Raw genomic sequence first — 12,479 nt, 5'->3', positions numbered from 1 at the left:
GATGAGTCTCCGTAGTAGCGGTTCCGATCAGCACTGCGTGATGGCCAGCGAGCGTGCCGGGGCGTCCAGCAGCGGTTTGAGCTCGTCGTCGAGCTTCATCAGCGTGAGCGTGGCGCCCATCATTTCCAGCGAGGTGAAGTAATTGCCGATATCCGTACGATGCACGCGAATATCAGCGTCTTCGAGTCGTTCGGCGATGTGCGCGTAGAGGATATTGAGTTCCATCACCGGCGTGGCGCCAAGCCCGGAGATCAAAACCGCCACTTCGCTGCCGGCGAAGTCCTGGTCGGCGAGAACAGGGTCGCACATGGCCGTGGCGATGGCCTCGGCACTGGTCAGCGGCGCGACTTCGATTCCCGGTTCGCCGTGGTGGCCGATGCCGAGCTCCATGTGGCCGGGCTCGATCGAAAAGTTGGGTTTGCCGTTGGCGGGAATGGTGCAGCTACTCAGTCCGACGCCGATGCTCGAACACGCATCGACGGCCTTCTGCGCCAGGCGGATGACCTCGTCGAGACTGTCGCCGCGGGCCGCCGCCGCGCCGCCGATTTTCCACATCATTACTTCGCCGGCCACGCCGCGCCGTTTGTCACGCTGCGTCGCCGGTGCCGAGGCCACATCGTCGCGTGCAATCACCGTCTTGACCTCGATGTCTTCCATCTCGGCCATCTGCTTGGCCATCTTCACGTTCATGTTATCGCCCGCGTAGTTGCCGTAGAGGCAGGCGACACCCTGCTCATGGGGGGCGGCACGAAAGGCTTCGAGGAATGCATCGGCGGTGGGCGACGAGAATATCTCGCCGATGGCTACCGCATCACACATTCCTTCACCGATATATCCCAGGAAGGCGGGTTCGTGGCCGGAACCGCCACCGGTGACGATGCCGACCTTGTCGCTGGGGCTGTCCGGGTACTTGAGAACGCGCGGGTGGTCGGTGGCGACAAACAAGCTCGGCGAGGCGCGCAAGTAACCTTTGATGGCATCGTCTACGACGTTGTCGGGGTCATTGATGATGCGTTGCATGGCGTATTCCTCTTGTTCGTTGTGGCCGACGGCGTGGCGATCCGACACCTGGGATGGTGGCTTATATAATGATCTTTCACTGAACAGATGTTTAGGCTTGGGGCCCAAGGCTGTCAAGGCATGGTCGGTGTCGACGCCTGAGACTTTGGTCGTGAATAAGAGGCTTGAAAGCGTCATTTCAAGATATATATTTGAAATATAAGCTTTTTTATTTCTTTCCTTGGAAGCTGGATTATCGGGTGTTCGAGGCTTGACCTGACTTTTCGTGATCAAGAATTTTACAAATGTTCGGTTAGTGATATTTTGAACATAGCGCGAACGGTAACAGCATGCCGATCGCAAGCGGGAGGAATCATCACGGGAGACAATACATGTCAGACTCAAGAGGTCGCGCGCCGGCAAAGCGCATCGCACTGGGCGGCGACGAAGCCGCATTCGAGCTCAAGGCTTTGCTGATCGAGCACATTCGCGCTCTGGGATATGAGCCTGTCGATTACGGCACCTATAACGCCGAGCCGGTGCTGTACCCCGATGTGGCGGTCAAAGTGGCGCGCGCCATCGACTCGGGAGAGGTGGCGCAGGGAGTGCTGGTCTGTGGGACCGGCATAGGCGTAGCGATTTCAGCCAATAAGGTGCGCGGGATTCGTGCCGCTCAGGCGCATGACACTTATTCGGCTGCCAAGGCGCGCTCGAGCAACGATGCGCAAATCGTGACGCTCGGCGCCCGTGTGGTCGGCCCGGAGCTGGCCAAGGCCGTGGTGACGACCTTCCTGGAAACCGAGTTCGGCGGTGGCGGCTCGCGCGCCAAGATAGAGCGTATTGCCGAGTATGAGAAGGAAGCCTTTCGCGACTCCCCGAACGTCTGATCGTTAAGAGTACGCCTGTTCGCTGTGGTATCTTGTGCGCGTCGCCCGAAGTGGACCGGAACCGGGAAGCGGATCGTATGAGGCTAGTGCCATGAGTGAACGTGTCGAGAGCGCCGAAGTCGCGCTGATGACTGAAATCGCCTCTCTGTATTATGTGGAGGGCGAAACCCAGGAGGCGATCGCCAACCGGCTGGGGATATCCCGGGTCAAGGCGGGCCGGCTTTTAAAACGCGCGCATGCCGAAGGGATCGTCGATGTGCGGGTGCGCCAGCACCCGGCGGTGAGTGCCGAACTCGAACAGGCGCTGATCCGGCGTTTCGGTATCAAGCGCGCCTTGATTGCGCTCGACCACACCGAGCCTGACGTTCAACGTTCCGGTGTGGCCAGCCTGGTGGCCGATCATCTGTCGCGCGAGCTGCACGATGGTTCGATCGTGGCAGTGGGGATGGGGCGTAACGTGGGCGCGGTGGCCGATAATGTCTTCGAGCAAGGCGAGCGCAAATGCTCGTTCGTGTGTGCCATTGGCGGCTCGCTGCGTGCCGGCGAATACATGAACCCCGACCATATTTGTCGTCGCCTGGCGGTGAAGTATGGCGGTGAAAGCGAAACGCTTTATGCCCCGGCGCTGGTGCAGAACCCGGCGTTGCGCGATTCGATGTATGAAAACCCTACCGTGCGCCAGACGTTAGATAGGGCGCGCCGCGCGGATATCGCGATGATCGGCGTCGGCGATCTCAGTGAGGACAGCAACATGGTACGCATGGGCTGGTTCACGCCGCAGGAAATCGCCGAGGCGCGCCTCTCGGGTACCGTTGGGGACATGATGGGGTACGACTTCATCGACATGCATGGTCGGCCATCGGAAACGCCCATGCAGGGCCGGGTCATTGGATTGACCATCACGGATCTGGCGCGGATTCCCGATGTGGTGGCGATCGCCAGCGAAAACACCAAGGCGGCGGGGATCCTGGGGGCACTGCGTACAGGCGTCATCGATACCTTGGCCACTAGTGTGACCAACGCCCATACCATCCTGCGCTTGGATGAGGCGACCACCTCAACGGCGAGCTAAGTCAAAGTATCGCCGATTGCCGTGCAGAGCCGTTCATATGAACACTAATGTGTTTATGTGAACGGCTTTTTTGTGCAGGCTTTCTTTTTCTCCTTACACTCTGCGGGCGTTAGCTTTCGCAGAGCCCTCTATAAAATTTATTATTTTCAGAAACTTACAAAGCAATCCTAAAGTATAAGGCGAAAAGGTCGCCGACTGCATTGACCTGGCTATACTGAAAAGCGTTAATTCATTTGAGCAACAAAAGATCAAATGATAAATAAGCGCCAGCTCAATGGAGGCCGTCATGAACGATACGCCCACCTCATCCCCCGATATCCCCGACACGATGCGTGCCATCGTCGCCTACGCACCGGAAGACTATCGACTGGAAAACGTTGCGGTCCCTGATATCGGTGAAAAGGAGATTCTGGTCAAGGTCGAGGCCTGTGGCATCTGTGCCGGTGACCTCAAGGCTTATGAAGGCGCACCGAGTTTCTGGGGCGACGAGGAACAGCCTGCCTATATCAAAGCGCCGATGATTCCAGGGCACGAGTTCATCGGGCATGTCGTCAAGATGGGCCCCGGTGCGACGGGTTTCGAGATCGGGGATCGGGTCATTTCCGAGCAGATCGTGCCGTGCTGGGACTGCCGCTTCTGTCATCGCGGCCAGTACTGGATGTGCGAGAAGCACGACGTGTATGGCTTCCAGAATAACGTCAACGGCGGCATGGCCGAGTACATGAAGTTTCCCAAGGAAGCCATCAACCACAAGCTGCCAGACGATGTGCCGGTGGAAAACATCGTGCTCACCGAGCCGTTTTCCTGCTCGATGCACGCAGTGGAGCGAGCGCAAATCCAGTTGGGAGATATCGTGGTGCTCTCCGGTGCCGGCACCCTGGGGCTGGGAATGATCGGCCCGGCCAAGAAGTCCGGTCCCGCCAAGCTGGTGGTGCTCGATCTTCACGGTGAACGCTTGGAACTGGCCAAGAAATTCGGCGCCGATGTGGTGCTTAATCCAGCTGACGAAGATGTCGTTCAGATCGTCAAAGACATGACCGACGGCTATGGCTGTGACATCTACATCGAAGCGACCGGTGCACCCAAGTCGGTGGAGCAGGGGCTGGCGATGTTGCGCAAGCTGGGACGCTTCGTGGAGTTCAGCGTGTTCAAGGATCCGGTGACGGTCGATTGGAGCATCATCAGTGATCGCAAGGAGCTTGACGTGCTGGGTTCGCATCTGGGGCCTTACTGCTACCCACACGTGATCGAGGGTATCGAGAGCGGTGACTTCCCCACCGAGGGTGTGGTGACCCACAAGCTGCCATTGGCGGATTTCCACAAGGGTATCGAGCTGATGAGGCACGACAGCAGCGCACTCAAGATCATTCTCATGCCCGGGGCGTGATGTCGCGATGTTCTGCGTGGCGATCACAATCGTCATCCGACGCGGGACTTGATTACCACTCATCAGCGACGCCAGGGGGCGCTTCATCATGACTTCAAATACGGCCGCCATGCCTACGAAACGATGGCGAAAAGGGCGCGGTAGGGCGGTAATGATCGGCGTTGCGGTCGTCCTGCTTGCCGTCATGGCCTGGGATACCACGGTGGTGCCGATCGGCGCGGAAGAGGAGCAGGAAGGCGCGAAAATGGCACGCTTCGCCGAAGAAGAATTTCCCAAGATTCGCGACGATGTCGAGGCGCGTGCCGTCGATATCGAGCAGCTTTCCAGTGCAATTGCCGACGACCAGAGCGCGGCGGGGGAAAAATACGGCGTGCCAGGCGGCGTCGGGCCGATCATGCCCGTCACCTTTACCGGTGTGGTGGGAGACGGCACGTCCGGGACATATGAGGTCAAGGCTGACGGGGCGCCCGATGACCTCGTGGTACGGGTTCAGACCGGTCCGGCCATCAATGGTACCGACCTGCGGGATGCCACTGGAGAAATCGAGTTCGGTCAATTCAAGAATCAGATCGAATATCAGAATGCGGGCGCCGCTCTGAACGATGCCATGAAGGCCCAGGTGCTATCGGATATCGATACACAAGGCCTGCAAGGCAAGACCGTGACGGTGACGGGTGTGTTCCAGTTGATCAATCCGAATAACTGGCTCGTGACGCCGGTCGACTTTAGCGTGGAATGAGCCGGAGGCTTGATGCGATGAACGAACATGCAACCAGTCAAGAAGGAACGCTAGGAAAGGTGATCCTGTCGGCGCGTAATATCGCCAAGTCATTCGGTAATGTTCATGCGTTGAAGGCCGTGAATTTCGATGTTCACTACGGGCAAGTGACAACGCTTTTCGGTGAGAATGGCGCGGGAAAATCGACGTTAATGAAAATTCTCTCGGGTGTCATGCAGCCATCATCGGGGGAAATCGTTCTCGAAGGCGAGCCGGTTCGCTTCTCTTCGACCACGGAGGCGCAGCGCCAGGGGATATCGATCATTCACCAGGAGCTTAGCTTGGCGCCCAATTTGAGCGTCCGCGATAACGTCTTCATGGGCCGTGAAATCGTCGGCAAGGGCGGCGTCGATTATGCGGAGGAGGCGCGCCAGACGCGCCAACTCATGGAAGAACTGGATGAACCCATCGATCCACTCACGCCTGTGGAAGATCTGCGTCTCGGGCAGCAGCAGATCGTCGAGATTGCCCGTGCGTTATCCGTCAATTCGCGCATTCTGATCATGGATGAGCCGACTTCGGCATTGAGCGCCTCGGAAGTCGAGGTGCTGTTTCGCGTGATTCGTGACCTGAAAAGCCGTGGTGTTTCACTCGTATATATCTCCCACCATCTCGAGGAAGCCCTGACCATTACCGACCATGCCGTGGTATTGCGCGATGGTCGGATGACGGCCTATGCCGCGCGTCAGGAGATCGATCTCGAGTGGATCGTACGCAACATGGTGGGAGAGAACTTCGATCTTGGTTCCCCGCCGGACGGGTACGCGATGGGGGGTGCCGTGCTGTCGATCGAGGGCATCACCATTCCCGATGTATCGGTGCCCGGACGCGCCGTGGTCGATGACGTGTCGTTGAGCGTACGTGCCGGCGAGATCGTCTGCATCTATGGGTTGATGGGGGCGGGCCGCACCGAACTGCTTGAAAGCGTGGCAGGACGTGGCGGTATGAGTGCGGGCCGAGTCCTGCTGCATGGTGAGGACATCTCGCGGCTGAGTATCGCGGAGCGTATCGAAAAAGGCCTGGTGTTGGTGCCGGAGGACCGCCAGCGCGATGGCCTGGTACAGACGATGTCGGTGGGCGAAAACCTGTCGCTTGCCAGCATCGGTGCCTTTACCAAAGGACTACTGACATCGCGTGGGCGTGAGCGTCACGTGGTGCGGGAATCGATCAGCAATGTCCACATTAAGACTGACGGCTCTGCAGCCTCCATCGGGTCGTTATCCGGGGGCAACCAGCAGAAAGTCGTGATCGGCAAGATGATGGCGACGCATCCCCGGGTCGTGCTGCTCGATGAACCCAGCCGAGGTATCGATATCGGTGCCAAGGCCGAGGTCTTCAGACTGCTGAGTGAGGGGGCGGCGCAACAGGGCCTGGCCGTGGTGTTCTCGACCTCGGAAGTCGGCGAATGCCTGAGTATTGCCCATCGTATCGTCGTCATGAGCCGTGGCCGGATTGCGGCCGAATTCGGTGCCGATGCCAACAAAGAAGAGATTATGGCTGCCTCGGGCGAGGCCGTGGTCGCTTGATCCACTTATAAAGCGGAGATAATCACAATGTCTGATGTCAGCCAAGATAACGACAATGAGAGAGGCAAGCTATTCGGCGGCGATTTCGATATAAAGCGCATGCTTCTGGAGGGTCGTGCGTTCTTCGCCTTGATCGCGATCATTGTCATTTTCTCGATTCTTTCCCCTGTCTATTTCTCGACCAGTAATTTCCTGACCATGTCGTCTCACGTCGCCATCTTCGGGTTGCTATCGCTCGGGATGCTATTGGTCATCCTGACGGGCGGCATCGACCTTTCCGTGGGCTCGACGCTTGGCCTGGCAGGTGTCTTCGCAGGCTTTCTGATGCAAGGCGTGTCTTTCGAAATACTGGGCGTCGTGTTCTACCCCCCCGTGTGGGTCGTGGTCATTCTGACGTGTGGACTGGGCGCTCTGGTCGGTGCCATCAACGGTGTGCTCATCGCATATTTCAAGGTGCCCGCCTTCGTGGCGACCCTGGGGCTCTTGTACGTGGCCAGAGGCGTCGCCCTACTGATGACCAACGGCCTGACCTATAACAATCTGGGCGGTAGCCCTGAGCTGGGTAACACCGGATTCGACTGGTTGGGCTTCAATCGATTGTTCGGGGTTCCGGTCGGTGTCCTGATTTTGGCGGCCGTGGCGATCGCCTGCATCCTGCTGCTGGCGCGCACGCCGTTTGGGCGTTGGGTGTATTCCACCGGCGGTAACGCCCGTGCCGCAGAGCTTTCGGGCGTACCGGTCAAACGCGTGCAAGTGCTGGTGTATGTGCTATCAGGCATTTGCGCGGCCATCGCCGGGTTGGTGCTGTCATCCCAGCTGACGTCGGCAGGGCCGACGGCCGGGACGACCTATGAATTGACCGCGATTGCCGGTGTCGTCATCGGCGGTGCGGCACTCACCGGTGGCCGCGGCAATGTGCGCGGCACTTTGCTGGGGGCCTTCGTGATCGGGTTCCTCTCCGATGGTCTGGTCATCATCGGGGTTTCTTCCTACTGGCAGACCGTGTTCACCGGGGCCGTCATCATTCTCGCGGTCTTGCTCAACAGCATTCAATACAGCGGTCGGAAGAAGCAGCAAGCCTCTTCCGATGGCAAGACGACTTCGCCGCAACCGGAGAGCGCCGTTGAGCGTTCGCCGGCCTCGGGAAGTACTGCCGGTAAAGCCGGTACACAATCATAAGAGTAAAGGTGGTCGATTATGTTCATGAAAGGAAAACGCCTGCTGATAGCTGCACTGGCCGTGAGCGCGCCGCTCTTCGCGGGTGGGGTCGCGGCTCAGGACGAAGGACGTATCTCCATTATCGTCAACGACACCTCCAACCCCTACTGGTTTACTGAGGGTAAGATCGCCCGAGAGACAGCCGAAGAGTTGGGATATGAGGCCAACGTGAACTCGCACAAAGGAGACACCAACACCGAGAGCAATCAGATCGATACGGCTATTACCAATCAGGCAGAGGCCATCATTCTCGACCCAGCCAATGCTGACGGCTCTATTGGGGCGGTACGCAAAGCCGTCGATGCTGGTATTCCGGTGTTTATCATCAACGCCGAAATCAATGAGAAGGGGCTGGCCCAGGCACAACTTGTCTCGAACAACGCCCAGGGTGCGGCGCTGGGCGCACAGCAGTGGATCAAGAGCGTTGGCGATTCGGCAAGCTATGTGGAACTCAAGGGCGCGCCCTCGGATAATAATGCCGCCACCCGTTCCAACGGTTACGAAACCGTGCTCAGCCAATATCCCGGCCTAGAGCGTGTCGGCGTCGATGTCGCTAACTGGGATAGGACCCAAGGCTTCAACAAGACGCAGAGCCTGTTGCAGGCCAACCCTGATATCGATGGCGTGATCAGCGGTAACGACGAGATGGCGTTGGGCGCGATCTCGGCCTTGAAAGAAGCCGGTAAGCTCGATGACGTGGTCGTGGGAGGCTTCGACGGCTCTCCCGACGCGGTCGAGGCGGTCAAAGCCGGTGAGATGGCGTATACCGTGCTGCAGCCGGTGGCCATCTTCTCTGAAATGGCGGTGCGCATGGCAGATAAATATATCAAGAATGGTGATACCGGCATCGACGGCGAGAAGAAGCTTTTCGATTGCTTCCTCATCACCGCGGACAACGCCGATCAATACACCGACCCGTTCGTGCTTAAGCAGTAATCCTTCCCTGAATCGCTTGAGAGCGCCGGGCGGCGCTCTCAAGCCTACTACCGTTACACCGATGAGGCCTTACGACACCTTTGGCTTTAGCTCACCGCTCGCGTAACGCTCGAACATGCGTTCGAGGTTGAGCGGGGCGATCTTGCTGGCTTGGCCGGCGGTGCCGAAAGCTTCGAAGCGCTGGATGCACACGTCGCGCATGGCGGTGACGCTTGCCTTGAGAAACTTGCGCGGGTCGAATTCGCTGGGGTTTTCGGCCAAAAAGCGACGCACTGCGCCGGTGGAGGCCAGGCGCAGGTCGGTGTCGATATTGACCTTGCGCACCCCGTGCTTGATGCCTTCGACGATTTCTTCCACCGGCACGCCGTAGGTCTCGGGAATCTCGCCACCATGGGCGTTGATGGTCTCCAGCCATTCCTGCGGCACCGAGCTGGAGCCGTGCATCACCAGATGGGTGTCGGGGATGCGCGCGTGAATTTCCTTGATGCGTTGGATGGAGAGAATATCGCCTGTTGGCGGCCGCGTGAACTTGTAGGCGCCGTGGCTGGTGCCGATGGCGATGGCCAGGGCATCGACATGGGTGGCGGTGACGAACTGGGCGGCTTCCTCGGGGTCGGTCAATAGCTGGCTGTGATCCAGCGTGCCTTCGGCGCCGACGCCGTCTTCCTCGCCGGCCTGACCGGTTTCCAGCGAGCCCAGGCAACCCAGCTCGCCTTCCACCGAGACCCCGCAGGCGTGCGCCATTTCCACCGCGCGACGGGTGACGTCGACGTTATAGGCGTAGTCGGCGGGCGTCTTGCCGTCTTCCTTGAGCGAGCCGTCCATCATCACCGATGAGAAGCCGAGCTGGATGGAGCGCTGGCACACGCCGGGGCTGGTGCCATGGTCCTGGTGCATGACCACCGGGATATGCGGGAATTCTTCCACGGCGGCCTGAATCAAGTGACGCAGGAAGGGCGCACCGGCGTATTTGCGAGCGCCCGCGGAGGCCTGCACGATCACCGGCGAGTCGGTGCGGTCGGCGGCCTCCATGATGGCGCGCATCTGTTCCAGGTTGTTGACGTTGAACGCGGGGACGCCGTAAGCGTGTTCGGCGGCGTGGTCGAGCAGTTGACGCAGGCTGATCAGAGCCATGGGGAGTGTGATTCCTCTAGAAGTACAAGGCGGCCCGCAGGCCGCCGATCGTGACGTAGTGGTTTGAGTGGTCGTTTTAAGTAGTGGTTTGAGTGGTCGTTTTAAGTAGTGGCTTGAGTAGTAGTTGTAAGTCGTGGCGTAGTGAGCCGGGTTACCGGGAAGCGGCTTCGAGAGCCGCCACGGCAGGCAGCTGCTTGCCTTCCACATATTCGAGGAAGGCGCCGCCGCCGGTGGAAATGTAAGAGACGTCGTCGGCGACGCCGTACTTGTCGATGGCCGCCAGGGTGTCGCCACCACCGGCGATGGAGAACGCCGAGCTGGCGGCAATGGCGCGCGCGAGCGTCTCGGTGCCTTTACCGAATTGGTCGATCTCGAACACGCCGACGGGACCGTTCCACAGGATGGTACCGGCGTTTTCGAGCAGCTCGGCGAAGCGCTGGGCGGTGTCCGGGCCGATGTCGAGAATCATCTCGTCGTCACCGACCTGGTCGACCGGTTTCACCGTGGCCTCGGCCTGCTCGGAGAATTCGGTGGCGACCACCACGTCGGAAGGCAGCGGAATCTCGACCTTGGCCATGAAGGCCTTGGCCTGATCGATCAGGTCCGCTTCATGCAGTGACTTGCCGACGTTGTAGCCCGCCGCGGCGATGAAGGTGTTGGCGATGCCGCCGCCGACGATGAGCTGATCGCACTTCTCGGAGAGTGCGGTGAGCACGTCGAGCTTGGTGGATACCTTGGAGCCGCCGACGATGGCCAGCATCGGGCGTGCCGGCGTGGCCAGGGCTTTTTCCAGCGCGTCGAGCTCACCCGCCAGCAAGGGGCCCGCGCAGGCGGTGGGCGCGTAGCGGGCCACGCCGTGGGTCGAGGCCTGGGCGCGATGGGCGGTACCGAAGGCATCCATCACATAGACGTCGCAGAGTGCGGCGTAGGTTTTGGCCAGCGCCTCGTCGTCCTTCTTCTCGCCCTTGTTGTAGCGCACGTTTTCGAGCAGCACGATCTCGCCGTCGGCGATCTCGACGCTGCCGTCGAGATAGTCCTTTTCCAGGCGGACCTCACGGTTCAGCAGCTTGCCGAGGTGCGTCGCCACCGGGGCGAGCGAGAACTCGTCGGCGGGCTCGCCTTCGGTGGGGCGGCCCAGGTGGCTCATCAGCATCACCCGAGCGCCGGCGTCGAGCGCGGCCTGGATGGTCGGCAGGCAGGCGCGCAGGCGCGCGTCGCTGGTGACTTGGTCGCCCTTGATGGGGACGTTGAGGTCTTCACGAATCAGTACACGTTTTCCGGCGAGATCCAGATCGGTCATCTTGCGCACGTTCATGGGCGTGTTCCTCACTTGGATGAAGGGATGTCAGACGACAACGAGGAGGTCGAGGGCGCGGTGCACGTCGTCGAAGCGGGAGCGTTCTGGGCGGCGAGTGCCAGCCAGTGCGTCGCCACGTCGAGCATGCGGTTGGCGAAGCCCCACTCGTTGTCGAACCAGCACAGCATCTTGATCAGATGGCTGCCGGCCACGCGGGTCTGGGTGGCGTCCACGATACCCGAGCGCGGATCGTGGTTGAAGTCGACCGACGTCACCGGTTCCTGGGTATGGCCGAGCAGGCCGTTGAGGCGCTCGTGGCTGGCGGCTTGCAACAGCGCATTGACCTGCTCGGCCGAGGTGGTTTCGCGCACCGAGAGCGCCATGTCCATGGCCGAGACGTTGATGGTCGGCACGCGCACGTGCAGGCACTCGAAGCGCCCGGCCAGATGCGGCATGAGGCGTTCGATACCACGGGCCAAGCCGGTGTCCACGGGGATGATCGAATGCATGGCCGAGCGCGTCAGGCGTAGATCGGTCTTGTGGTAGGCATCGATCACCGGTTGGTCGTTCATCGCCGAGTGAATGGTGGTGGTCACGCCATGCTCGAGCCCCAGGGCCTCGTCGATCACCGTCAACAGCGGCACCAGACAGTTGGTGGTGCAGGACGCGGCGGAGATGATGCGCATGTCGGCACGCAGCTCGGCGTCGTTGATGCCATGCACGATGGTGGCGTCGACATCGGCCTCGGCGGGCTGCGAGAACAGCAGCCGTTGGGCGCCGGCGGCGATATGCCGCTCGGCGGTGGCGCGGTCCTTGAAGCTACCCGAGCATTCCAGCACCAGGTCGATGCCTAGTTCATCCCAGGGCAGGCGTGAGGGGTCGGACTCGGACAGCACGCGGATGGCATGACCGTCGATGACCAGCGCGCCGTCGCGGGTTTCCACCTGGCCGGGGAAGCGCCCATGAGTGGTGTCGTAGCGCGTCAGGTAGGCGATGGTATCGAGATCGGAAAGCTCGTTGATGGCGACGACGACCAAGTCAGTCGCATGGCGCTCGGTGAGGGCTCGCAGGACACATTGGCCGATACGGCCGTAACCATTGATGGCGATGCGATAGGACATGGACAGACGCTCGGGAGCCCCGCTTCGACAGTGAAGCGCCGATGTTAGCGCAGTTACGCCCCGCTTGCCCAAGACCGCGTGACGTCGGCATGACATGACACGATTCAGCTTGGGAGCTCATGTC

At 60.2% G+C, this 12,479-nt stretch carries 11 protein-coding genes; 7 read left to right on the top strand and 4 right to left on the bottom strand.

Features of this window, described 5'->3' with window-relative positions:
- Window positions 1-27: 27 nt before the first annotated feature.
- On the bottom strand, window positions 28-1,020 hold the full coding sequence (locus SR908_RS06510) for a dihydroxyacetone kinase subunit DhaK (RefSeq protein WP_246923715.1): 993 nt from the start codon (window positions 1,018-1,020) through the stop codon (window positions 28-30).
- Between the two features lie 371 nt (window positions 1,021-1,391).
- Here SR908_RS06510 and SR908_RS06505 point away from each other — a divergent pair, with 371 nt between their 5' ends.
- The 7 genes from SR908_RS06505 to SR908_RS06475 all read left to right on the top strand — a co-directional run bounded on the left by SR908_RS06505 (window position 1,392) and on the right by SR908_RS06475 (window position 8,803).
- Entirely contained in the window at window positions 1,392-1,886 is a 495-nt protein-coding gene (locus SR908_RS06505; RefSeq protein ID WP_246923712.1) for an RpiB/LacA/LacB family sugar-phosphate isomerase, read from the top strand.
- A gap of 91 nt (window positions 1,887-1,977) precedes the next feature.
- On the top strand, window positions 1,978-2,958 hold the full coding sequence (locus SR908_RS06500; RefSeq protein ID WP_246923708.1) for a sugar-binding transcriptional regulator: 981 nt from the start codon (window positions 1,978-1,980) through the stop codon (window positions 2,956-2,958).
- Between the two features lie 286 nt (window positions 2,959-3,244).
- Window positions 3,245-4,345 carry an MDR/zinc-dependent alcohol dehydrogenase-like family protein gene (locus SR908_RS06495; RefSeq protein WP_246923706.1) on the top strand — a complete coding sequence of 367 codons (1,101 nt, stop codon included), beginning with the start codon at window positions 3,245-3,247 and terminating at the stop codon, window positions 4,343-4,345.
- Window positions 4,346-4,496: 151 nt separating this feature from the next.
- Window positions 4,497-5,084, top strand: coding sequence for a DUF2291 family protein (locus tag SR908_RS06490; protein WP_246923703.1), 588 nt, complete (start codon window positions 4,497-4,499; stop codon window positions 5,082-5,084).
- Window positions 5,085-5,101: 17 nt separating this feature from the next.
- Window positions 5,102-6,649: a sugar ABC transporter ATP-binding protein gene (locus SR908_RS06485; RefSeq protein WP_246923700.1), complete on the top strand. Its 1,548-nt coding sequence runs from the start codon at window positions 5,102-5,104 to the stop codon at window positions 6,647-6,649.
- 27 nt (window positions 6,650-6,676) lie between these two features.
- On the top strand, window positions 6,677-7,828 hold the full coding sequence (locus SR908_RS06480; RefSeq protein WP_246923697.1) for an ABC transporter permease: 1,152 nt from the start codon (window positions 6,677-6,679) through the stop codon (window positions 7,826-7,828).
- Window positions 7,829-7,846: 18 nt separating this feature from the next.
- Window positions 7,847-8,803, top strand: coding sequence for a D-ribose ABC transporter substrate-binding protein (locus SR908_RS06475; RefSeq protein ID WP_246923695.1), 957 nt, complete (start codon window positions 7,847-7,849; stop codon window positions 8,801-8,803).
- Between the two features lie 69 nt (window positions 8,804-8,872).
- Here SR908_RS06475 and fba read toward each other — a convergent pair whose 3' ends face one another.
- The 3 genes from fba to SR908_RS06460 all read right to left on the bottom strand — a co-directional run bounded on the left by fba (window position 8,873) and on the right by SR908_RS06460 (window position 12,355).
- The gene (fba, locus tag SR908_RS06470) at window positions 8,873-9,937 is read right to left on the bottom strand and encodes a class II fructose-bisphosphate aldolase (RefSeq protein ID WP_246923692.1); all 1,065 of its coding nucleotides are present in this window, start codon (window positions 9,935-9,937) and stop codon (window positions 8,873-8,875) included.
- A 151-nt stretch (window positions 9,938-10,088) separates the two neighbouring features.
- Window positions 10,089-11,252: a phosphoglycerate kinase gene (locus SR908_RS06465; RefSeq protein ID WP_246923688.1), complete on the bottom strand. Its 1,164-nt coding sequence runs from the start codon at window positions 11,250-11,252 to the stop codon at window positions 10,089-10,091.
- Window positions 11,253-11,263: 11 nt separating this feature from the next.
- Entirely contained in the window at window positions 11,264-12,355 is a 1,092-nt protein-coding gene (locus SR908_RS06460) for a type I glyceraldehyde-3-phosphate dehydrogenase (protein ID WP_246923685.1), read from the bottom strand.
- Window positions 12,356-12,479: the final 124 nt, after the last annotated feature.

It is taken from the genome of Chromohalobacter canadensis, assembly GCF_034479555.1.
GTDB lineage: Bacteria > Pseudomonadota > Gammaproteobacteria > Pseudomonadales > Halomonadaceae > Chromohalobacter > Chromohalobacter canadensis.
This window is presented reverse-complemented; position numbering and strand designations above follow the sequence as displayed.

What these genes read in the sequence shown, in the direction of transcription:
- SR908_RS06510 (WP_246923715.1), bottom strand. Translation starts at nt 1,020, where the DNA reads ATGCAACGCATCATCAATGACCCCGACAACGTCGTAGACGATGCCATC.
- SR908_RS06505 (WP_246923712.1), top strand. Translation starts at nt 1,392, where the DNA reads ATGTCAGACTCAAGAGGTCGCGCGCCGGCAAAGCGCATCGCACTGGGC.
- SR908_RS06500 (WP_246923708.1), top strand. Translation starts at nt 1,978, where the DNA reads ATGAGTGAACGTGTCGAGAGCGCCGAAGTCGCGCTGATGACTGAAATC.
- SR908_RS06495 (WP_246923706.1), top strand. Translation starts at nt 3,245, where the DNA reads ATGAACGATACGCCCACCTCATCCCCCGATATCCCCGACACGATGCGT.
- SR908_RS06490 (WP_246923703.1), top strand. Translation starts at nt 4,497, where the DNA reads ATGATCGGCGTTGCGGTCGTCCTGCTTGCCGTCATGGCCTGGGATACC.
- SR908_RS06485 (WP_246923700.1), top strand. Translation starts at nt 5,102, where the DNA reads ATGAACGAACATGCAACCAGTCAAGAAGGAACGCTAGGAAAGGTGATC.
- SR908_RS06480 (WP_246923697.1), top strand. Translation starts at nt 6,677, where the DNA reads ATGTCTGATGTCAGCCAAGATAACGACAATGAGAGAGGCAAGCTATTC.
- SR908_RS06475 (WP_246923695.1), top strand. Translation starts at nt 7,847, where the DNA reads ATGTTCATGAAAGGAAAACGCCTGCTGATAGCTGCACTGGCCGTGAGC.
- fba (WP_246923692.1), bottom strand. Translation starts at nt 9,937, where the DNA reads ATGGCTCTGATCAGCCTGCGTCAACTGCTCGACCACGCCGCCGAACAC.
- SR908_RS06465 (WP_246923688.1), bottom strand. Translation starts at nt 11,252, where the DNA reads ATGAACGTGCGCAAGATGACCGATCTGGATCTCGCCGGAAAACGTGTA.
- SR908_RS06460 (WP_246923685.1), bottom strand. Translation starts at nt 12,355, where the DNA reads ATGTCCTATCGCATCGCCATCAATGGTTACGGCCGTATCGGCCAATGT.